General features: G+C 40.5%; 20 protein-coding genes. 3 read left to right on the top strand and 17 right to left on the bottom strand.

Translation table 11 applies throughout. The features are described from left to right. Positions 1–33: 33 nt before the first annotated feature. Together NST81_RS06605 and pdhA are read right to left on the bottom strand one after the other, a co-directional pair. Complete coding sequence (locus NST81_RS06605; RefSeq protein ID WP_341028990.1) at positions 34–1,011, bottom strand: alpha-ketoacid dehydrogenase subunit beta; 978 nt, start codon at positions 1,009–1,011, stop codon at positions 34–36. A 3-nt stretch (positions 1,012–1,014) separates the two neighbouring features. After that, positions 1,015–2,130: a pyruvate dehydrogenase (acetyl-transferring) E1 component subunit alpha gene (pdhA, locus tag NST81_RS06600; RefSeq protein WP_040341479.1), complete on the bottom strand. Its 1,116-nt coding sequence runs from the start codon at positions 2,128–2,130 to the stop codon at positions 1,015–1,017. A 613-nt stretch (positions 2,131–2,743) separates the two neighbouring features. Between pdhA and def the strand changes: the two genes are divergently transcribed. Next, positions 2,744–3,298, top strand: a complete 555-nt coding sequence (def, locus tag NST81_RS06595; protein WP_003354407.1) for a peptide deformylase — start codon at positions 2,744–2,746, stop codon at positions 3,296–3,298. 181 nt (positions 3,299–3,479) lie between these two features. Here the strand turns inward: def and NST81_RS06590 are convergent, their stop codons facing one another. After that, the gene (locus tag NST81_RS06590; RefSeq protein ID WP_327803216.1) at positions 3,480–4,250 is read right to left on the bottom strand and encodes a Cof-type HAD-IIB family hydrolase; all 771 of its coding nucleotides are present in this window, start codon (positions 4,248–4,250) and stop codon (positions 3,480–3,482) included. Between the two features lie 470 nt (positions 4,251–4,720). On the opposite strand from NST81_RS06590, the gene NST81_RS06585 reads away from it, so the two are divergent. Together NST81_RS06585 and rnjA are read left to right on the top strand one after the other, a co-directional pair. Then, the gene (locus NST81_RS06585; protein WP_003354403.1) at positions 4,721–4,927 is read left to right on the top strand and encodes a DNA-dependent RNA polymerase subunit epsilon; all 207 of its coding nucleotides are present in this window, start codon (positions 4,721–4,723) and stop codon (positions 4,925–4,927) included. 6 nt (positions 4,928–4,933) lie between these two features. After that, a complete protein-coding gene (gene rnjA, locus NST81_RS06580) occupies positions 4,934–6,601 on the top strand; it encodes a ribonuclease J1 (RefSeq protein WP_003354402.1) in 1,668 nt (555 codons plus the stop codon). A 128-nt stretch (positions 6,602–6,729) separates the two neighbouring features. Here the strand turns inward: rnjA and NST81_RS06575 are convergent, their stop codons facing one another. The 14 genes from NST81_RS06575 to NST81_RS06510 all read right to left on the bottom strand — a co-directional run bounded on the left by NST81_RS06575 (position 6,730) and on the right by NST81_RS06510 (position 20,383). Next, positions 6,730–7,743, bottom strand: coding sequence for a cytochrome d ubiquinol oxidase subunit II (locus NST81_RS06575; protein WP_048623062.1), 1,014 nt, complete (start codon positions 7,741–7,743; stop codon positions 6,730–6,732). Positions 7,744–7,939: 196 nt separating this feature from the next. After that, a complete protein-coding gene (locus tag NST81_RS06570; RefSeq protein ID WP_341028987.1) occupies positions 7,940–9,277 on the bottom strand; it encodes a cytochrome ubiquinol oxidase subunit I in 1,338 nt (445 codons plus the stop codon). A gap of 450 nt (positions 9,278–9,727) precedes the next feature. Then, entirely contained in the window at positions 9,728–10,183 is a 456-nt protein-coding gene (locus NST81_RS06565; protein ID WP_328202288.1) for a TlpA family protein disulfide reductase, read from the bottom strand. 217 nt (positions 10,184–10,400) lie between these two features. Next, positions 10,401–10,952 (bottom strand): peroxiredoxin, encoded by a 552-nt coding sequence (locus tag NST81_RS06560; protein WP_048623060.1) that lies wholly within the window; start codon positions 10,950–10,952, stop codon positions 10,401–10,403. Positions 10,953–12,043: 1,091 nt separating this feature from the next. Continuing rightward, entirely contained in the window at positions 12,044–13,174 is a 1,131-nt protein-coding gene (locus tag NST81_RS06555; RefSeq protein WP_048624415.1) for an N-acetyldiaminopimelate deacetylase, read from the bottom strand. 117 nt (positions 13,175–13,291) lie between these two features. Beyond that, on the bottom strand, positions 13,292–14,002 hold the full coding sequence (gene dapD, locus NST81_RS06550) for a 2,3,4,5-tetrahydropyridine-2,6-dicarboxylate N-acetyltransferase (protein WP_048623059.1): 711 nt from the start codon (positions 14,000–14,002) through the stop codon (positions 13,292–13,294). 139 nt (positions 14,003–14,141) lie between these two features. Continuing rightward, positions 14,142–15,032: a LysR family transcriptional regulator gene (locus NST81_RS06545; protein WP_003354395.1), complete on the bottom strand. Its 891-nt coding sequence runs from the start codon at positions 15,030–15,032 to the stop codon at positions 14,142–14,144. A gap of 44 nt (positions 15,033–15,076) precedes the next feature. After that, positions 15,077–16,567: an MDR family MFS transporter gene (locus NST81_RS06540; RefSeq protein ID WP_340396187.1), complete on the bottom strand. Its 1,491-nt coding sequence runs from the start codon at positions 16,565–16,567 to the stop codon at positions 15,077–15,079. Between the two features lie 134 nt (positions 16,568–16,701). Further along, positions 16,702–17,148 carry a cyclic-di-AMP-binding protein CbpB gene (gene cbpB / locus NST81_RS06535; RefSeq protein ID WP_327803223.1) on the bottom strand — a complete coding sequence of 149 codons (447 nt, stop codon included), beginning with the start codon at positions 17,146–17,148 and terminating at the stop codon, positions 16,702–16,704. Between the two features lie 201 nt (positions 17,149–17,349). Further along, positions 17,350–17,496 carry a hypothetical protein gene (locus tag NST81_RS06530; RefSeq protein WP_155814574.1) on the bottom strand — a complete coding sequence of 49 codons (147 nt, stop codon included), beginning with the start codon at positions 17,494–17,496 and terminating at the stop codon, positions 17,350–17,352. 127 nt (positions 17,497–17,623) lie between these two features. Then, the gene (locus NST81_RS06525; RefSeq protein WP_003354390.1) at positions 17,624–17,875 is read right to left on the bottom strand and encodes a YkuJ family protein; all 252 of its coding nucleotides are present in this window, start codon (positions 17,873–17,875) and stop codon (positions 17,624–17,626) included. Between the two features lie 386 nt (positions 17,876–18,261). Further along, a complete protein-coding gene (locus tag NST81_RS06520; RefSeq protein ID WP_003354389.1) occupies positions 18,262–18,501 on the bottom strand; it encodes a hypothetical protein in 240 nt (79 codons plus the stop codon). Between the two features lie 72 nt (positions 18,502–18,573). Further along, positions 18,574–19,785, bottom strand: a complete 1,212-nt coding sequence (locus NST81_RS06515; RefSeq protein ID WP_048623057.1) for an EAL domain-containing protein — start codon at positions 19,783–19,785, stop codon at positions 18,574–18,576. A gap of 382 nt (positions 19,786–20,167) precedes the next feature. Further along, positions 20,168–20,383 carry a hypothetical protein gene (locus NST81_RS06510; RefSeq protein WP_003354387.1) on the bottom strand — a complete coding sequence of 72 codons (216 nt, stop codon included), beginning with the start codon at positions 20,381–20,383 and terminating at the stop codon, positions 20,168–20,170. Positions 20,384–20,597 lie beyond the last annotated feature (214 nt).

The following is a 20,597-nucleotide window of genomic DNA, read 5'->3' as shown; positions in this document are numbered from 1 at the left end:
GGGAGCATAACCCATCCTCATAACGGTCATCCATTAAAATTTGAGCACTTTTTTAGCAGTTTCGACAATGTCTTTAAAGTTCGGCAACCATACCGATTCGGCTTGTGAAAAAGGATATACAGTATCCGGAGCAGTTACACGAAGAACAGGAGCTTCCAAGCTGAGAATAGCTCTTTCATTAATTTCTGCTACAACATTTGCAGCTATACCTGCTTGTTTTTGTGCCTCTTGAACAACAATCGCCCGATTTGTTTTTTCAACGGAAGCCACTATCGTTTCCACATCAAGAGGGCTGACCGTTCTTAAATCAACTACTTCTGCAGAGTATCCTTCTTTTTCTAGTTCTTCAGCAGCTTTTAATGCTTCATGTACCATTGCTCCATAAGCGATGATGGAAATGTCTTTTCCTTCACGCTTCACATCTGCTTTCCCAAGCGGAATCGTATATTCACCCTCAGGAACTTCTTGACGGAAAGAGCGATACAATTTCATATGTTCCAAGAATATGACTGGATCATTATCACGAATGGCTGAGATTAAGAGCCCTTTCGCTTCATAAGGTGTGGAAGGGATCACCACTTTCAGACCAGGTTGTTGGGCTACCAGCCCTTCTAAACTGTCTGCATGCAATTCTGGTGTATGAACGCCTCCGCCGAAAGGAGTGCGAACGGTGATAGGCATAGAAAATTTTCCGCCGGAACGGTAACGATAACGAGCCATTTGTCCGCTCAGGGAATCCATTACTTCATAGACGAATCCAAAGAATTGGATTTCAGGAACAGGACGAAATCCTTGAAGAGCAAGCCCAATGGATAAACCGCCTATTCCGGATTCCGCTAACGGTGTATCAAATACCCGTTCCTCTCCAAATTCTTTTTGAAGGCCTTCTGTCGCACGGAAAACCCCGCCATTTACGCCGACATCTTCACCAAAAACTAGAACGTTCTCATCATTCTTTAATTCCGTACGTAACGCATCATTGATGGCTTGGATCATTGTCATTTGCGGCATGGCTTACTTCGACTCCTTTTCTTTATATAATTCATATTGTTCTTTTAAGTTATAAGGAAGCTCTTCGTACATAATAGAAATCAAATCGGTCACTTTTTGTTTTGGAGCTTCGTCAGCTTTTTTAATGGCAGCTTTAATTTCTTCTTTTGCTTTTTCGATTGTTTCATTTTCCATTTCTTCGTTCCATAATCCCTTGCCTTCAAGGAACTTGCGGAAACGTACAATCGGATCTTTTCTTTCCCATTCTGTATCTAGTTCAGATGAACGATAACGAGTTGGGTCGTCACCTGACATTGTATGAGGTCCGAAACGATAACAAATCGTCTCAATCAGTGTCGGTCCTTCTCCGTTAACGGCACGTTCTCTTGCATCACGCACAGCCGCATAAACAGCCAATGGATCCATTCCGTCCACTTGAATGCTTGGGATTCCTGCCGCAACCCCTTTTTGAGCTATGGTTTTAGCTGCTGTTTGTTTTTCTCTTGGCGTAGAAATCGCAAATTGGTTGTTTTGAACAATAAAGATAGCTGGTGCTTTGAACGCGCCCGCAAAGTTGATTCCTTCATAGAAATCCCCTTGTGAGGAACCTCCGTCACCTGTATATGTAACAGCTACAGCTTTTTCTCCTCTTTTTTTCAATCCAAGTGCAATTCCTGCCGTTTGTACATATTGAGCACCGATAATAATTTGTGGAGGAAGTGCACGAACTCCTTCAGGCATTTGTCCTCCCATATAATGTCCGCGAGACCATAGGAACGCTTGTGATAACGGAACACCATGCCATACAATCTGCGGTACATCACGATATCCAGGGGCAATCCAGTCTTCTTTTTCGAGAGCAAAATGGGAAGCAATTTGAGAAGCTTCCTGACCTGCCGTAGGAGCATAAAAGCCCAGCCGGCCTTGACGGTTTAAAGAAATGGAACGTTGGTCCAAAATGCGTGTAAATACCATCCGCCGCATCAGCTCTTGAAGCTGTTCATCCGTTAATTCAGGAAGCGCTGCTTCGTTAACGACCTTTCCTTCTTCATTTAAAATTTGAAACATTTCAAATTGATCTTCTATCGCTTTTATCTTCTTCTTCACATCAAGTGGTGCCTTGTTTGCTTTAGCACTCATTCGTGTCACCTCTTCCTTTCTTCCATAACAATGTTCATATTTAGTAACAGAATACCCCCAAATAACAGTTCCTAACCCCGACGATGACGATGGTTATGAGTGAATCTGCCTAAGTATGAAAAAGCACCGCAAACTGTACCATTCATTTTCCGTATTTTCATTAGTACAATTTTCATTTTACGAACCTAGTTTAAACCATTTTTCTTTAAAAAGTCAAACAAAATAGCAGTTTTTCTTTCATTATTTCTTTCTGTATTATTCAAATATAATAATCTGTTTTATAAACACGGTTCGTTTAAATCTTTCTGTTATATAGAAGTAATACGGCGTTGTTTCCGGTTCAAAATCAGCTGTTGTACACTTCTTCCTCATTTCTGCCCATATATGGAGCCAAGGAAGAAATCTGGTTTCACTAGAAGCGTATACTGGTTTTAGAGGTCATTTATCGACAATGAGCGTTTATTAAATTATAATTGGTTGATTCGACCATTGAGAATTTAGAAGTATGGATAGAAATCGCTTTTCGCGCGGGACAAAACCATTAACAAATGAATGATCATTTGTTAGACTTAATTACGGCAGTTGTAAATTTCTGTCGAAAGGAGGAATTTTCATGATAACCATGAAAGATATCATTCGTGATGGACACCCAACTTTGCGAAAAGTCGCTGAGGAAGTTTCACTGCCGCCGTCCGATGAAGATAAAAAAATACTAGAGAGTTTAATCGAGTATTTAAAAAATAGCCAAGATCCGGAAATCGCCGAACGATACGGATTAAGGCCAGGCATTGGACTAGCAGCGCCGCAAATCAACGTTTCCAAAAGAATGATTGCTGTCCATGTGGAAGACGAAAATGAAAAACTTTACAGCTATGCGCTTTTTAATCCGAAAATTATAAGCCATTCAGTGGAAAGAGCGTATTTAGCTTCAGGAGAAGGCTGTTTATCAGTAGATAAACCGATTCCGGGCTATGTACCTCGATATGCAAGAGTGACTGTAAAAGGGTATGACTCGGAAGGAAACGAAATCAAATTGCGGTTAAAAGGTCTACCGGCAATTGTTTTTCAGCATGAAATTGATCATCTTAACGGTATCATGTTTTACGATCATATTAATAAAGAAAATCCATTTGCACCTATTGACAATGCAGTGGCGATTACGCGCTGAAAAAATAAGATTAATCGTCACTTTTCAAATCAAAAAAAGTTTCCCTTTAAAAAAGCAGTGAAATGGTCAAAAGGCCAACCCTTTCCATGAAGACTGCGGATCATTTTTCATCCATAGCCAAAATGGAAAGGGTATAACCTTTTTTAGAGGTCGACGTCAGTCGCCGTTTGGGAAAGATGATTTAAATAAGCTGCAGCTTTTTTAATCCTTCATAAATTCCATCCTCAGCCACATCTTTCGTAACGATATCCGCTTGTTTTTTTACAGGAGGCAATGCATTTCCCATGGCAACGCCCGTGCCTACTGTTTGAAGCATTTCGATATCATTCAATCCATCACCGAACGCATAAACGTCTTCAATACGAAAGCCAAGCTTTGCGATCAACTTTTTAATCCCTTCCGCTTTAGAACCGCCTGCAGGTAGTACATCCACTGAATACTCATGCCAGCGGATAAAACGAAAGTCGGGAAAACGTTCTTCGTAATAAGCCTCCTCACCAGGTTCGCAAAACAATAGCGCCTGGTAGATATCATGATTTCGATAATAATGAGGACTGTATTCCGGATGTGAAAATTTCAATGTGCCCAAGCTTTCTTCTATATAGCGATGATGGTGTATATTCGACTTCATCGTTTTGTCAGTCATAAATACGAGCGGATGATTTCTGCCATTTGCCTCTTTTTCCAACCGTTCCATCTGGTCAACAGAAAAAGGCCGATGATAGATCACTTCGTTTTCAAACACAACATACTGGCCATTAAAACTGACAAAAGATTCGATTTCTAATTCTTCCCTTAAATTGGCAAACATAAACGGAGCCCGCCCGGTTGCTATCGCAGTGTACACCCCGCTTTGCTTTAACAACTGAATCGCTTTTTTCGTATTTTCGGGTAGTTTTTTTTCATGGTCCAACAATGTGCCGTCTATGTCAAAAAAGACTATTTTACTCATCACTCAAACTCCTCACATAGAATCATTACTTGATGGTTAAGGTAAACTACAAGCACCATTTTGTCAAATAGGTTAAATGTTCCAACACGGGCAATGCAAATTTTTCGGTCAATTCCATATACTATCAACAGTATATAAACCAATGTGGGAGAGACGTAAATGACAATGCTGGCCATCTTAAGGGCGGCTTTTCCTTTGGACAAGTTTGTAGTACAATAAAGGCAAGGGAGTGATCCACTATGTTAAAGAAGCTTAAAAAAAAGCTCCTAAAACAGTGGAAAGACCTATTACGCAAAAAGTCTATCGCTTAGTTTTTGGCACCGCCCTTCTCTTTTGGGAGGGCTATCTTTATGAACAGTTTTTTCATGGAACTTATTGGAAATGTTTTGGCGCTATGAAAATGCATGAAAAAGTTAATAACTTTTTATATAATAGAAAAAGTTACTAAAAACGGCAAAGGAGTGAGTACATTGATTTACAAAGTTTACTATCAAGAATCAAACACGGAGGTTCCAACTCGCGAAAATACAGTCGCTTTGTTTATAGAAGCAGACTCTGAAAGGGATGTACGCCAAAAATTAAAAGATCGCCCCATCAGTATCGAATATATTCAGCCGCTGGAAGGGGCCTATTTGGAATATGAAAAACAAAGAGAAGACTTCAAGGTGGAGAAATAGACATATATGAAATTTGTAAAAAATGATCAAGCAGCCGTTTTTGCCTTAGGAGGATTGGGCGAAATCGGAAAAAACACTTATGGCGTACAGTTTCAAGATGAAATCATCCTTATCGATGCCGGAATCAAATTCCCGGAAGACGAACTGCTGGGAATTGACTACGTCATTCCGGATTACAGCTATTTAGTCAAAAATGAAGATAAGATTAAAGGTTTATTTATTACCCACGGCCATGAAGATCACATCGGTGGCATCCCCTATCTTCTGCGGCAGGTCAATGTTCCGATTTACGGAGGAAAATTGGCTCTTGGTTTAATTCGAAATAAACTGGAAGAACATGGTCTATTAAGACAAGCGAAACTGCATGAAATTCGCGAAGATGACGTGATTAAATTTCGCAAAACGTCTGTCACCTTTTTCCGGACAACACACAGCATTCCGGATTCATACGGAATTGTTGTTAAAACGCCTCCCGGGAATATCGTTCATACGGGAGATTTCAAATTCGACTTTACTCCCGTCGGTGAACCTGCCAACTTAACCAAAATGGCGGAAATCGGAAAAGAAGGCGTTTTATGCCTGCTATCGGACAGCACAAACAGTGAAGTACCTGAATTTACAATGTCGGAACGGCGGGTAGGAGAAAGCATTGAGGCTATTTTCCGAAAAGTAAAAGGCCGGATTATTTTTGCCACATTCGCTTCAAATATTCACCGTCTCCAACAGGTAACTGAAGCAGCGGTTCAAAACGACAGGAAAATTGCCGTTTTTGGAAGAAGCATGGAATCGGCTATTGAAATCGGGCAAGAGCTTGGCTACATTCGCTGTCCGAAAGATACATTTGTTGACACTCAAACGCTTAATCGCCTGCCTGCCCATAAAGTCACCATACTTTGTACGGGAAGCCAAGGAGAGCCGATGGCTGCTCTTTCAAGAATCGCCAATGGAACCCATCGGCAAATTCAAATTCAGCCAGGAGATACGGTCGTATTCTCCTCTTCGCCAATACCGGGTAATACGATCAGCATTAACCGCACCATCAATTTGCTTTATCGAGCAGGTGCCGATGTGATTCACGGATCCTTGAATAATATTCACACATCCGGACACGGCGGACAGGAGGAGCAAAAATTAATGCTCCGCCTCATTAAACCGAAATTTTTCATGCCGATCCATGGTGAGTATCGGATGCAAAAAATGCATGCAAGACTGGCAATGGATTGTGGTATCCCGGAAGAAAATTGTTTCTTAATGGATAACGGCGATGTGCTGGCTCTTGGAAAAAATTCGGCAACGATCGCAGGAAAAATCCCTTCTGGTTCCATCTATATTGATGGAAGCGGAATCGGAGACATCGGAAATATCGTATTAAGAGATCGCCGAATTTTATCGGAAGAAGGTTTAGTCATTGTCGTTGTCAGCATCAATATGAAAGAATTTAAAATCGCTGCAGGACCTGATATCATCTCACGCGGATTCGTCTATATGCGGGAATCCGGTGATCTTATCAACGAAGCTCAAGCGATGATTACGAAGCATATCAACAAAATGTTGGAACGAAAAACTTCTCAATGGTCGGAAATAAAAAACGAAATTACCGACACCTTGGCACCGTTCTTATATGAAAAAACGAAACGGCGCCCAATGATCCTTCCAATTATTATGGAAGTTTAAAACAAGCAAAACCTCCTTAGAAAAAAGGAGGTTTATGCTTGTTTTAAAGGGCTCTGGACATTGTTCTGAGTCTTATTAAAAGCCACTACAACGATTCTTATGAATAGCATCCTTACGTTCAATCACATTCATTTTTTCCCTCTTACATAATCCGCATCGAACAAAAATAGTCTCATAAGCAGAACTAAAGACGGGATTAAAAGCAAAAGCCCGAATATAAAAGCAACCACTAATGAGGTCCCCATTGCCGGATTGGTCACATTTTCATGCACGGTAATAAAAGGATATAAAATATACGGTAAATGTGAGACTCCATATCCAAAAAAGGCAAAGAAAAATTGCAGCATAACGAAAATAAATGCAGTGCCAAATCGTTTTTGACGGTAGATAAAATAAACAGCTGTCAGAAAGCAAATTAACGATAAGGCAAACATCCACCAATAATCAAGAGCTCTGTCATAATGAACAGGATTATGGACTTTAAGACCCCAAAATACGAGTAAGCTTGCTAAAATAGTCGGAGGGCTCCAAAAGAGAGCAAACTTTCTCAACAACGTTCTTGCCTTAAGGTCATTCGCCCGGTCGGCATAGTAAGTCAAAAATGCAGCACTGATAAAAAGAACGGAAACAATGGCTAAAAAGACAACGCTCCATGAATACGGGCTGGCAAACAGCTTATTGGCCAAAAAATGCACTTTATGATCCTTCACCTCTATAAATCCGCCTTCTGAAATAGTCAACGTCGTCGATAAAGCGGCTGGAGACAACAAGCCGGTTGCACCGTATAAAAATGAATAAACGAGGCTTCTTCGCGATCCATAATTTCCAAAAGCATAAAAAGAACCTCGAATCGCCAACAAAAGAATCGCAATGCTGCCCGGAATCAACAGAGCGGTGCCATAATAATAGGCTGCCGCCGGGAAAAATCCGACTAAGCCGACAAAGAAAAATACAAAAAAAACGTTTGTCACTTCCCAAACCGGCGATAAATAACGGCTAATGAGTGTATTCATGACATGTTCCTGCTTTGTAATTTTTCCATAGAAATCAAAAAACCCTGCTCCAAAATCAACGGAAGCCACTATTAAATATCCATATAAAAACGTCCATAAAACAGTGATTCCAACGATTTCTAGGCTCATTGCTCATCCTCCTTTCCAAATTCCCTTCTACTTGCATACATAAGTCTGGATGATGAAATGTTGAATGTAACACTTTCATTCTGATAGTCCTTTAAAAGGAGTAAACACACTGCATTCTCCCTTCATATTTGCCTCTTAGAATAGACTTTGTCGATCAGCTGACCATTTCGGAAACAATCAAACTCCAACGCTGAAACTATTTCGGATCTACATAAGGGAATCGCCGTTCCAATTCCACTTCTGCCGGATTATTTTTAAACATTTTACTCAGGACAAAACAGCACATAATGGTCAAAATGAAATACAAAATCGCAAACAATGTAAATGCCAGACCCACTCCATTTCCTTTTGTGGCCGCATCTGCCACTTTCATATAGCCTCTTAAAATCCACGGCTGCCGACCTACTTCATCTAACATCCATCCTAGTTCGATGGCCAGCACCGCCAACGGACCGGAAGCCACGATCGCCCACAACAGCCATTTGTTCCACTCTTTTTTCTTAAAGGCCCATAAGAGAATATATAGAGCAGAAACAGCTGTAAGAAAAACACCAATTGCAACCATCAAATCGAACATATAATGGATAATCAGCGGCGGTCTTTCATCTTTCGGAAAATCATTCAACCCAATTACTTTCGTATCAACAGAATTTCCGGACAAAAAACTTAACATCTTTGGAACGCGAATTTCATAATGGACATCATGATGGCGATCCAATGAACCAAACATGATTAAATCGGCACCTGTTTTCGTATTAAAATGCCATTCTGCCGCCGCCAATTTTTCAGGCTGCCGGTGCGCTAAAAATTTAGCCGATAAATCTCCCGCCAACGCCGTAAAAATAGAGAAAACAAGCGTGCATACCATGGTCATCCGCAGCGCCTTCTTTTCATATTCCCCCCTTCTTCCTCGCAAAATAGCAAAAGCGCTGATTGCGGCTAAAATCACTGCGCATGTAACATAACCGGACGATATCACATGCAGTACTTTGGAAGGTGTAGCAGGGTTAAACATCGCTTCGATCGGATTAATATTCACCGTTTTTCCGTTTTTTAATTCAAATCCTTGCGGTGTATTCATAAATGAATTTACAGTCGTGATAAAAAGTGCCGAAGAAGAAGATCCCATCATCACTGGTATGGAAAGCAGCCAATGATAAATACGGTTTTTAAAGCGATCCCACGTGTAAAGATAAATGCCTAGAAAGATCGCTTCAAAAAAGAAAGCGAACGTTTCCATAAACAGCGGAAGTGCTATCACCTGGCCGGCGACTTCCATAAATGAAGGCCATAGCATGGATAATTGCAAGCCTATAGCCGTACCTGTCACAACGCCAACGGCAACAGAGATCGTAAATCCTCTCGCCCAACGGCGCGCGAGCAGCAAAAAGTGAGGATCCTTTCGTTTGATCCCAATGAACTCAGCTAAGGAAATCATCACAGGCACGCCCACGCCTAACGTTGCAAAGACAATATGAAAGGAAAGCGTCATTCCAGTTAATAGACGGCTCAACATGACGTTATCAAATACCACTTTGACCCCTCCCTACTACATGTATGGCAACCTTACCAGCCAGATTGCCATCCTATGATTTTCATCATTGTTGGAAATTCATTTCCATACAATCCGCTTTCTTTTTATATCTTTCCCAAATAAGCTCAAGCAAACCATAAAATCATACTGTGACGAGAAAAAAATCCCTGTTCTGTTGACAACGATAACAAACAAAAATACATTCAAAATTCATTATAAAAACCGATCTAGTAAGATCGGTTAATGTGTCGATGCATTTTTCCTTTCAATATATATGAATTATTATTCGGAATATTCAATCTAAAAAATAAACAGGTTGTCGGCTATATCGACGACAACCTGATTAAAATTTTTGAGCATGCAAGTACAGAACAAATGTCGCTAAATGCCCGATTGGTTCTACTGACCTCAGTGAAGATGAAACTTTACATTAATGATCATAGCTTCACTTTATTCGCTTTTTTCGGATTCTTCCAATACGCGATTCACGCGTTTTTCAAGCATTTTCATCCCACTTCCGCCAGCTTGGAAATGACGGAGTTTTCCTTCTTTATCAAATACATAATAAGCCGGTACGTATTGGTTTTGAAATGCATCTGTCAATTTATGTTCGTTATCAACAAAAATAGGCTGTGTAATTCCATGTTGTTCAGCCACTTCCTTAATTTGATCGATATCCAAATCTTTCTCGGAACGAGGCATATGGACAGCCACAACGTTTAATTTATCTTTATAACGGTCACGGAATTCGTTTACTTGGGGCATGGCTTCTTTACAAATATGACAGCTTACAGACCAAAAATGGATTAAAGTAGGTTTTTTACCTACAAGTTGGTCTCTTGACACCTGTCCGTTGAGCCAAGTCGTTGCACCGGTTAATTCCGGCATCGGTTCACGCAATTTCATGGATATATTCCTCCTTATTCATTTTGAAAAAAGGCCTAACGACTTCGGTTAGGCCTCCTTCCAATCACGATCCTGCTTCCCATTTGCAAATCATTCCTCTTACTTAGAAACCCCCGGCTGTCGTTTCCAATCTACCGGAAGAATTCAAGCTAGAGAGATGTTCAGACGAATGGGGAAAGCTGGATATACTCTCTTATAAGCTAATCGAAAGCTAAGCTTATTTTACTTCCAAAGTAGCTTGACCTGGTTTCCAGTTTGCAGGGCACAATCCACCCGTTTGAAGTGCTTGAAGCACACGGAGTACTTCATCGACGTCACGGCCGATATTGTTATGATGAACTACTTGATATTGAAGTTCACCTTCAGGATTGATGATGAAGAGACCGCGAAGAGCGACACCTTCTTCTTCGATTAGAACACCATAATCACGAGCTACTTTATGGTTATGGTCAGCTGCAAGTGGGTATTTGATTTCTCCAATTCCGTTTTCGGAACGATCAGTATTGATCCAAGCTAAGTGGGTATGAACGGTATCAGTAGAAGCACCGATTACAACAGCATCCAGATCTTCAAATTCATCATAGCGGTCAGAAATGGCTGTAATTTCTGTTGGGCAAACAAATGTGAAGTCCATTGGGTAGAAGAATAAAACAGTCCATTTGCCATTTTTCATGTTTTCTTCCAAGCTAACTTTTCCAAATTCTTTGTTTGGCAATACTGCTTCCATTTCAAAACGCGGAGCTTGCTTCCCTACTAAACGTTCTGCCATGATACAGATCCCTCCATTTGATTTTAATATATTGTTTATTGAGAAAGTAACGGGGATATTCTCAATTACTTTCTCCTGATTACACTTGTCATTATAATAAATAATACATTGCTAGTCAATTAAAATAAGTATAAAAAAGAAATAATTTTAATCGGAAGAAATTCTCCTTTTTTATTGTGTCCCATTAAAAGGAAAACTACTCCATGAACGATTGGAATTGATTACTATTTTCACTTTAAGTTTATCATGTTTTTTTAGCGGAACAAAATATTATGCCTTTCATTACAAAAGAAGCTTTTTTAACCATTATGATATGGAAGCACTTCTATTTAAACTTGAAAATGGAATGTTAAAAATACGCCTTCATTTAATCAAGTAGGAGGGGGTGACTAACCCCCGACCTCTCACACCACCGTACGTACCGTTCGGTATACGGCGGTTCAATTAAGATAATTGACGCAAGTCTTTATAACTTCCGTGAATAGCTGTTCTCTTTATGCCAGTGGTCACTCCACCCTCCAAGAGGTCTCCCACGGGATTCACCGCTTCCTCCCTCAAGTGAGGTACTACGTTTTCTGTGTTCATCATGACTCACTGAATACCAAGGGCTATTCTCTCTTAATTGTTCGGTCCTTCTTAGTTGTTCTAGACCAACTAATACTATGACCTCTGCTGACTTCTGACGGTTCAGCTACTTATCACTAAGTAGGTTATGAAGAGTACTTCACATATCCGCCAGACCTCCCCGGGTAAGTACATGCACTTTCACACCATCTATCCGCCTCATTTACTCGATATGACCTTCGACAGAAAGAGCTTTGTTTTGTTATGCAAACTCACTCCATCATACCTAGCCTTATATGAGGTTCGTGTTCCTCGGACCGGTGTTTTGCCTCCAGCTTCCTTCAGATTCCGCGTCACCACGGACACCCTTGCTCTTGGCTAACCTCTACTTCTGTCTTCGGGGTTCGGGACTTACACCCTATAGTTCATGTACATGCCGGGCGCACATAGAAAAGGGCGGCGCTGCCAACAGCAGACGCACGCCCTATTGCAAATCCGTTCCATTCGTTTTTATGATCCGTCGAATTTCATTCGCGGTTTGACAAACTGGTCAAGTAAGAGGTGATAGCTTGAATACCGGTTTCAATCGCCTTTTCATCAGGATTTAACTTAGAATGGTGAAGTCCATAAGGCGAACCAACTCCCAACCAAAACATAAACCCGGGAATTTCTTTCAGCATATAGCCAAAATCTTCACCTGTCATCGCTTCACGACAAGGAACAAATGTGATATCCTCTTGCTTTTCCAAGAAACGAATAAAATCGCTGGTCAGCTCAGGATCATTGTTCACTTGATAATAACGACAACCATAATCTATCGATGCCTCGCAATCAAACGCAATCTCGATGCCATGCAGAATCGCTTCAATCCGTTCTTTTACTTTTTCCATCGCTTCCGGAGAAAGGGTGCGAATGGTTCCTTCCAATCGAGCCGTTTCAGCAATAGCGTTTTGAACGGTGCCGGCAGTCATTTTCCCTATGGTAACGACAGCGCTGTCAAGCGGATCTACATTTCTAGATACGATCGATTGCAGCTGTGTGACAAGATGGGCTGACGCTATCACCATATCCTTTGTTTTATGAGGATAGGCAGCATGCCCCCCTTTTCCTTTTAAATCAATATACAATTCCGACGTATTGGCAAATAGCAGTCCTTCTTTAAGCGCAATCGTACCGGCCGGATATTCGGGGGCTATATGAAGGGCAAAAATCATGTCGGGTCTCCACTTTTTCATTTGTTCGCTCTCCATCATCGGCAAAGCCCCGCCCGGTCCTTCTTCAGCAGGCTGAAACAGAAAAACAAGATCATCACGGACAGGATGATGAACAAAATGCGTTAACACACCAAGGGCAATACTCATATGAACGTCATGACCGCAAGCATGCATACGCCCTGGATGTGTGGATCGAAAAGGCAAACCCGTTTCTTCCTCGATGGGGAGCCCGTCCATATCTGTTCGATAGCCAATCGTTTTTTCAGGTTTTAATCCTTTTATTTTTACAAAAATTCCGGTTCTCCATGTTTCTATTTCCATTCGTTCTTGCGGTAATGTTTGAAGATACTCAAGCAAATATTTCTGCGTTTTTACTTCTTGAAAACCAAGCTCTGGAATTTGGTGTAAATCACGGCGTATTTGAATAAACTGGCTGATAGCCATGCGATTTCTCCCTTTCTTTCCTTTTTTCCGTAAACGGCGGAACGTAGAAAGTTCATCCGCTTCCTTTAATGAAAAACTACAAACAAGCGTGGATGTTGGCATCCACGCTGATTCACATTATAAATTCCGAAGTTCCTGCATAATTTCTGTTTTGGATTTTGTCTTTTCATCAATTTCTTTGATCACTCTTGCAGGAGCACCAGCCACCACCGTATTAGGCGGAACATCTTTTGTTACGATCGCACCGGCTGCTACGACCGAACCTTTTCCGACAGTTACACCCTCCAAAATAACCGCATTAGCGCCAACAAGCACATCATCTTCAATAATGACAGGTTTTGCAGAAGGAGGTTCAATTACACCTGCAAGAACGGCACCTGCTCCTATATGGCAGTTTTTCCCGACAGTCGCACGTCCTCCAAGAACCGCATTCATATCAATCATCGTTCCTTCGCCGATAACGGAGCCAATATTAATGACGGCACCCATCATGATGACGGCCCCATCGCCGATTTCCACTTGATCGCGGATAATGGCACCAGGTTCGATACGTGCATTGATTCCTTTTAAATCAATTAGAGGCAAAGCAGAATTGCGGCGATCATTTTCGATTACATAATCGTCAATGCGATCTTCATTGTTTTGAATCGCTTGTGAAATTTCCGCCCATTCGCCGAACACTACACCTGTATTGCCGTTAATAAAGGTTTTGGCAGAAGGACCAAAGTCGATTCCATCTAAATTTCCTTTTATATAAACTTTTACTGGTGTAGATTTTTTGCTGTTGCTGATAAATGAAATGATCTCATGTGCGTCCAACATTTTCATAAAAAAACTCTTCCTCCTTGTCCATATTTGGCAAACCACTCAATATGTATTTTTTGCAGCGGTTGAACACAAACCGCCGTAAAAGCAGATGAACGTTTGATACTACTTTAGCAAAGGAAAGTCCTTAGTACAAGAGATTTTATTCAAAACTTGTCGACTGCTCTGCCAAATAATCATTGACTACTTCCACAAAAGCCTCCACCTGTCTTAGTTCAAAGGCGGAATCATATCCCATTAGCCAAGTATCCCTCGCCATTGGCAGCCCATGTTCATCGTGAAGAGGAATTTTATAAAAATCTGATTCCCACTGATGAAGCGTGATCGCAGGGAGAATCGCATAGCCGATCCCGTTAAACGTCATCTGCTTGCACGTTTCGATTTGGTCGACAATAATCGTTCGTTTTGGGGCCATTTGAAACTGACGATGCCACCAATTCTGGATTTCTTGATAATAGTTGGAGTCGCTTTTAAATTGGATAAACGGCCTGTCGGTTTCCAATACTTCTTCGACTCGGCGAATTTCCTTGTCAACCAGGTAAAGCCTGTCCTTGAATAAATGAATTTTTCGGCTTTTCCAATCGGGTGTACCGCGAAGGATGCCTATATGCACTTCTCCTTCATAAAGCGCCTTCGCTATTTCGCTGCTCCATCCCGTCATCAACGAAATCTTGGCATGAGGATACTTTTCGACAAATTGCTTTAATACTTTCGGAAGCCAATTTTGCCCTACAATGGAGGCACAGGCAATTTTTAGCGTACCATGTACTTCCGATTCAAATGAATGAATTTTTTCCAGCACTTTTTCTTTTCGTTCCAGAATTTCGTTTGCAAAATCCACCACCAATTCCCCGGCAGGTGTCAAAGTCAATCCTTTTGGGGAACGGTTGAACAACCTTGTTCCCCATTCTTTTTCAATGTTCTGCAAACGCTGAGAAAGAGCGGGCTGAGATACAAACAGCCGTTCAGCCGCTTTTCGCATATTCATTTCTTGAGCCAGAACAGATAATAGTTGAAACTCCGAAAAAGACATGACCTATTTCCCTTCTGTTCGTTCTATTTCGCAAGAAATTCTCGCTATTCTTTTTTAGGCAAAAACATCACCAAAACAAAAGAGAGAAGACCACAGAAAAAGACAACCAAAAATACAGTATGCAAGGAAGCGGACAAACCGTTTCTCAGAACGGAGACTAAACTAGACGGAATCCCTCTATTCCCGCTGTTGCCGAGCAAAGAATTAATTGAATTGATAGAAGCATGTTGAGAATCTGTACGGTGTTCCAAATAACGCTGGAGGCGACTGTTTAAAATTCCCCCAAGCAAAGCAGCACCGACTGTATTTCCAAGATTTCTCATAAACATATTGGTAGCTGTGGCGATCCCTCTTTGCTGCCATTCAACCGTGCTTTGAATGGATACAATGAAAGCGGTGGATGTTAATCCCATCCCCACTCCGACGAAAAACGAAGAGACAGCCGCCCATAACGGACCTGAGGACGATTTCATAAAAACAAAAAGCAATCCACCGATAACAAGAAAGATCCCTCCGAGCAGCGAAGTATATCGGTACCCAATTTTCAATAATAATCTTCCGGATACAGTAGAAGCAATCGGCCAACCAATGGACATGGCCGTCAAGGCAAATCCGGCAATGGTGGCATTTTCCCCCATCACACCTTGTACATACGTTGGAAGAAAAGAACTAATGCCGATCAGCATCACTCCCGTTATAAAGGAAACCACATTCGCAATAGCAATAGAAGGGACCTTCCAAATGGCAAACGGAACGAGAGGCTCTTTTGCCCGCTTTTCCTGCCAAATAAATAAGCCCAAAAAAAGGACTATTCCAAACCATATTCCGACGCTGGCATTTGAACGCCACCCAATATTCACTCCGCCTTCCACTAACAAAAACATAAAAGAGGAGATAGCGATTGTAAAGAAAATCGCCCCTAAGTAATCAATTTCGGCATTTTTCTTCTCTAAATGTTCATGAAAAAACAGCCAAATGCCAAGAAGCGATAGCACTCCCAAAGGTATGTTCATCCAAAAAACAAAATGCCAGCTGACATATTCCACCAATATTCCGCCGACAGCGGGACCGACAATGGCTGAAATGCCCCAAACACTAGATAAATATCCTTGTACTTTTGCTCTTTCTTCTTTCGTATAAATATCGCCAATAATCGTATTCGCTATTGGCATGACAGCTCCTGCTCCAATACCTTGAATAAAGCGATACAAAATAAGCTGTCCCATCGACTGAGCAAACCCACACAAAGTCGATCCAATTAAAAATAAAATGATTCCTATCGAAATGATTGGTTTACGGCCTAACAGATCGGATAATTTCCCATAAATAAGAACAGTGACCGAATTCATAAGCAGATAAGCAGAAAACACCCAGCCATAGAGGGAAAATCCTCCAAGATCAGAGACAATGTCAGGCATTGCCGTTGAGACGATCGTCGATTCAACAGCACCCATGAACATCGCCAGCATAACAGCCGCAAGAACATAAGGCCGCTTTGTTTGCTTCAAACCGGAAACAGATGCTTCGCTATCCATCATCCACAACACCTCTTTTCAATCGCGAATTCCCATTCATTATTTCAATCTTCCTGAAATGAAAATGCAGCCCTATTAAACGGGGATTGGATATTTGCCAAAAAGAGAGATGCTCCCAATACCGGGAGCAGCCCTTAAAAATGATTTAATTGATCCACGTGGCGGTTTAATTGCTTTAAAATGATTCTCCTCGTTAAAATGCCTTCAAAATATCCACTGTCGTCCACCGCACAAAGAAAAGGATGATCAATCAATAATCCAAGCGCCTTTTTAAAGCGATCATCAGATTTTAACGTAGGGATTTTAGAATTATATACATCTTTTACCTTTAGCTGTTCAAGTCTTTCAAATTCAATCCGTTCAAGACCGAGGATTGCTTCTGTTATCATTGGAGAACTGATAAGCCCATGTAAACGAAATTGAGGATCCAGGACAGGAATTGCGGTATAACCGCTTTTTGTCAGAACTAGAAGAGCATGTTCCAAGCTGTTTTCTAACTGTACATGGGCTACTTTTTCAGAAGGAATTAAGAAATCCGAAATCTTTGTTTCTAAAAATTTTTCGCTTTGGAAAGAAATCATTCCATCTCCTCCAGATAAAATTACCGCTTTATGTAAGCGCTTGATTTCTTTTTACATTTTACCATATACCCGAATTTCTTGCCCCTAAAACACCTTGGAAAATATAAAAAAGGAATAAGCCCTTCTAAGTTCAGCAAACAAAGCACTTAAAGCACTTTATCAGTTCCGCTGCCGAAAGAACTTGACGCTCTTGCAAAACAGCTATGACCGATCCGTCGGCTTTTTAGAAGATTGATCAGACAAAATTTTACGGATTTCCGTCAATTCCTTTCTTGTTCCTGCGAGCTCCGCAGACATCAGCAGCAAAAAGAAAAGTTGGATGATTAACAAAACAATGATAAAGGTCACCGGTTTCACCCGCACTCGTTATTTATATTTTGAATTTCTGTCATTATACCAGAAATTGATTCTTATCTACAGTATTTTGACATGAAAAATCCCCTATTGAGACCAAATCCTCAACAAGGGAACTCGATTATTGCTGCCGTTCTTCCTGAAGTAAATCAAAAATTTCAATGGCGGTCATATCGATGTCATCAAACGGATACTTTTTGGATTTACCGTCTTGATCGAACACTTCTAACTCAAACGTATCTTTATTTGGGAAATATTTAACTTGGCAAATGGTTTTTCCGTTCAGTTCAAACAGCCGTTGCTGGACCTCTCCTGTCTCGCTTCCTTCTTGCAATGACTTGAGTCGTTGAATAATGCCGAGCAATTGTGACATATGCTAGGATTCCCCTTTCTAAATAAATGGTCTACTTGTCTGCCGCCCGTACAAATAGTTTTAAAAAAAGAAACAAGAGAAATATACCATACATCTTTTAAGCAGCCAACTATTTTATTTTTTTCAAATTTTTTGAGCCTTTGCTAACAGGAAGGAAGCATAAACATCTTCTTGTGTACAGTTTCAAAAAATGGAAACACATCTTGCAAAAGAAATACAAGATAAGCAAAGATAGAATCGATCCAAGCGAAAATTTTCCTCTCTTTTCTTATTGAAGAAATAGATGTAAAGGATAACATGTTCTGATATTGTCTACACGATTTTCTATCACTAGTCACAATGGCCCGTTTTTCTTTATTCACGATTCTGAACGAGGTCTGTTCCTTCTATAAATAGCCATAAATGACCGCCTCATAAAATATATAAAAAAGAACAAGCCCTGTTCCGATCACTACGGTCCATATAACAGGGTTTCGAATATAGGGATGATCTTGAACAGCTTTTGGGATCGCAGAATCGTATGTTCGTTTCAGTTTTTGCTCTTGTATGATCAGAATCGTGTACAAAAGAGATCCGGAAACCACTACAACGCCCGCCAATGTTAAAATCCACATAAAAAAACTCATATTCAGCACCTCTAGCCTTATATTGTGTATAGTTAATATGTCCAGGTGCTGAATGAGCTATTCGAACCTATTTTAATAAAGAAGACCATCATGCTCGTATAAATAATCGTACGTAATGTCCATAAATAAATATTCATGATCATTGACTGGATAGGAGAACGTGCGGATTATTTCCCCCGTTTCAAGATCAGAATACAAATCTGATAAAAGACCGGTACGGTTTTTGCGCATGCGGAGAATGTTTTCCAGAAAATAGGGACGCCAGCTCCAGTTTTTATTTAAATACTCCGGCTGTACAATCCACTCCCCATCCTTTTTCAACAAGTTCGGCGTCACTTCAAATCCGTTTTCATCACATATGTAGAAACGAAAACACATCGGATCAAAATAAGCAGCCAGTTCTTTGAGCAGTTCAATCCTCGAATCCGTTTGTTTCCTTAATTTCGGCAAAAGTGTTTGCAAATCGTTTTGTATGGATTCCGCCTGAAGATATACTTTTTCCAGCATGCGCTTTTCATGAAGAATAAATTCTTGGAATTTTCTCCTCAATTTCTCCTTAAGAACATCGCAAGGCAAAAAACCGGGTATTGGCTCTTGCAAGTAGCAGCCTTGATAATACCGGCCTCCATGTTTCCATGCATATTGAAGCTGAAATTCGATTTCTATTTTTTCAAAAAGCAGAGAAGCGCCGATTTTTCTTGCTAATATCGACAAAGAGTGAAGAATGTCTTTGTATGCCCGGTTTCCGGCATCATGTCGAAGAGCTTGCAAGCTGACTTTTAATATATCCGGATAAGAACCGGTAAACTTATGAATATTGACATTCTCTTCCCCAATATGATCAATCGCAATTTGTATGCCAAATGTTTTATAGTATTGTAATAGATGTTCAAGATCACTCGTATATTTTTTTTCCGAAATCTCAAGCACAATTTTATGTAGATCAAGACCCGTTTCTTTGTACCCGAGCAATATATTGAGAAATTCTTCTTCTTTGTCCATCATCAGTAAACGAGCATCCCTGTTGATAAACAGATGTCCTTCCGCTTCTTCCTCCATAAAACGATTGAGCGCCTGCCTTAAGATGTGATTATCCGCCTCTAACCGAAATTCATCCGGCACTTCCTCATCTTCAAAGAAATCTCCTAAACTTACCGGTCCATTTTCCCCTAAATATCTTCCCAACACCTCGTACCCAATGATGCTATGTTCATCTGCGCTAAAGATCGGTTGAAAGTAAGGAACTACTCTATCTAAATTCGCCATAATTTCCAATGCGTCCATAAACAAGCCCCCATCAGCAAAAATCTTGTTTCCGTCTTTTATTTAGAACAGGCCAAACGGCTTTTCCTAGGCGCATATTCAGCAAAAGTATGAACATAGGGAAAAATTCCTTGTCCCGTTTCAAAAATGTGCTATATTCTGCTTTATTAGCCGGAAAAATCGCTCGATTCAAAATACTTGAGGTTGTCGAATCATTCAAAAGTTCGCTAATTCTACCAATCATCCGCTTCTTACGAACTTTCTCTTAACAAAAAATTTAAAATCTCAATTATATTATATGAAAAAAAGCGGGTTCCCGCCAGAATGACCCCCAATGATCCTCGTCCTTTTTCATTATTTATAAAAAAACGCTGATAAGAGAAAAATTCCGCCGAAGCGGAATTTAGAGGTTTTCATTTATTAATCTTTCATTTAATTTATTTAATGTTTGAATGATCGTCTTCTTTTTATTATACCCTTTCATATTGATGGTATATTCATGATACTGGGCAAACACCTGTCCCCAGCTTCCGGGAGCATCAAATCCATAGATAAACACCCGTATCATTCCTTTTTTAGAAGGAAGGAAAAACATTTCAAACCGATTTTCTTTTTGCACGGCTGCAGCCTCCTTTAAGCTGCCATCTTTTATTGTGCAACTTCATCTATTCAAAAAGTAACACTTGAATCGAAAATAAGCAATACATTTGATTGCAAGTCCATAGAATAATAACAGAAACTTTTTGAATCAGTTTACTAGAAAGCAAATGATTCGTGTTTAGGAATGACAGCACTTGCTGCTGCAACATGAAAATTCCCGTTTCTTGAAAAGA

Origin of the sequence: Bacillus sp. FSL W8-0223 (genome assembly GCF_038006805.1) — a bacterium.
GTDB lineage: Bacteria > Bacillota > Bacilli > Bacillales > DSM-4216 > Bacillus_O > Bacillus_O smithii.
The sequence above is the reverse complement of the archived record's forward strand: the minus strand, read 5'-3'. Positions and strand labels throughout refer to the sequence as shown.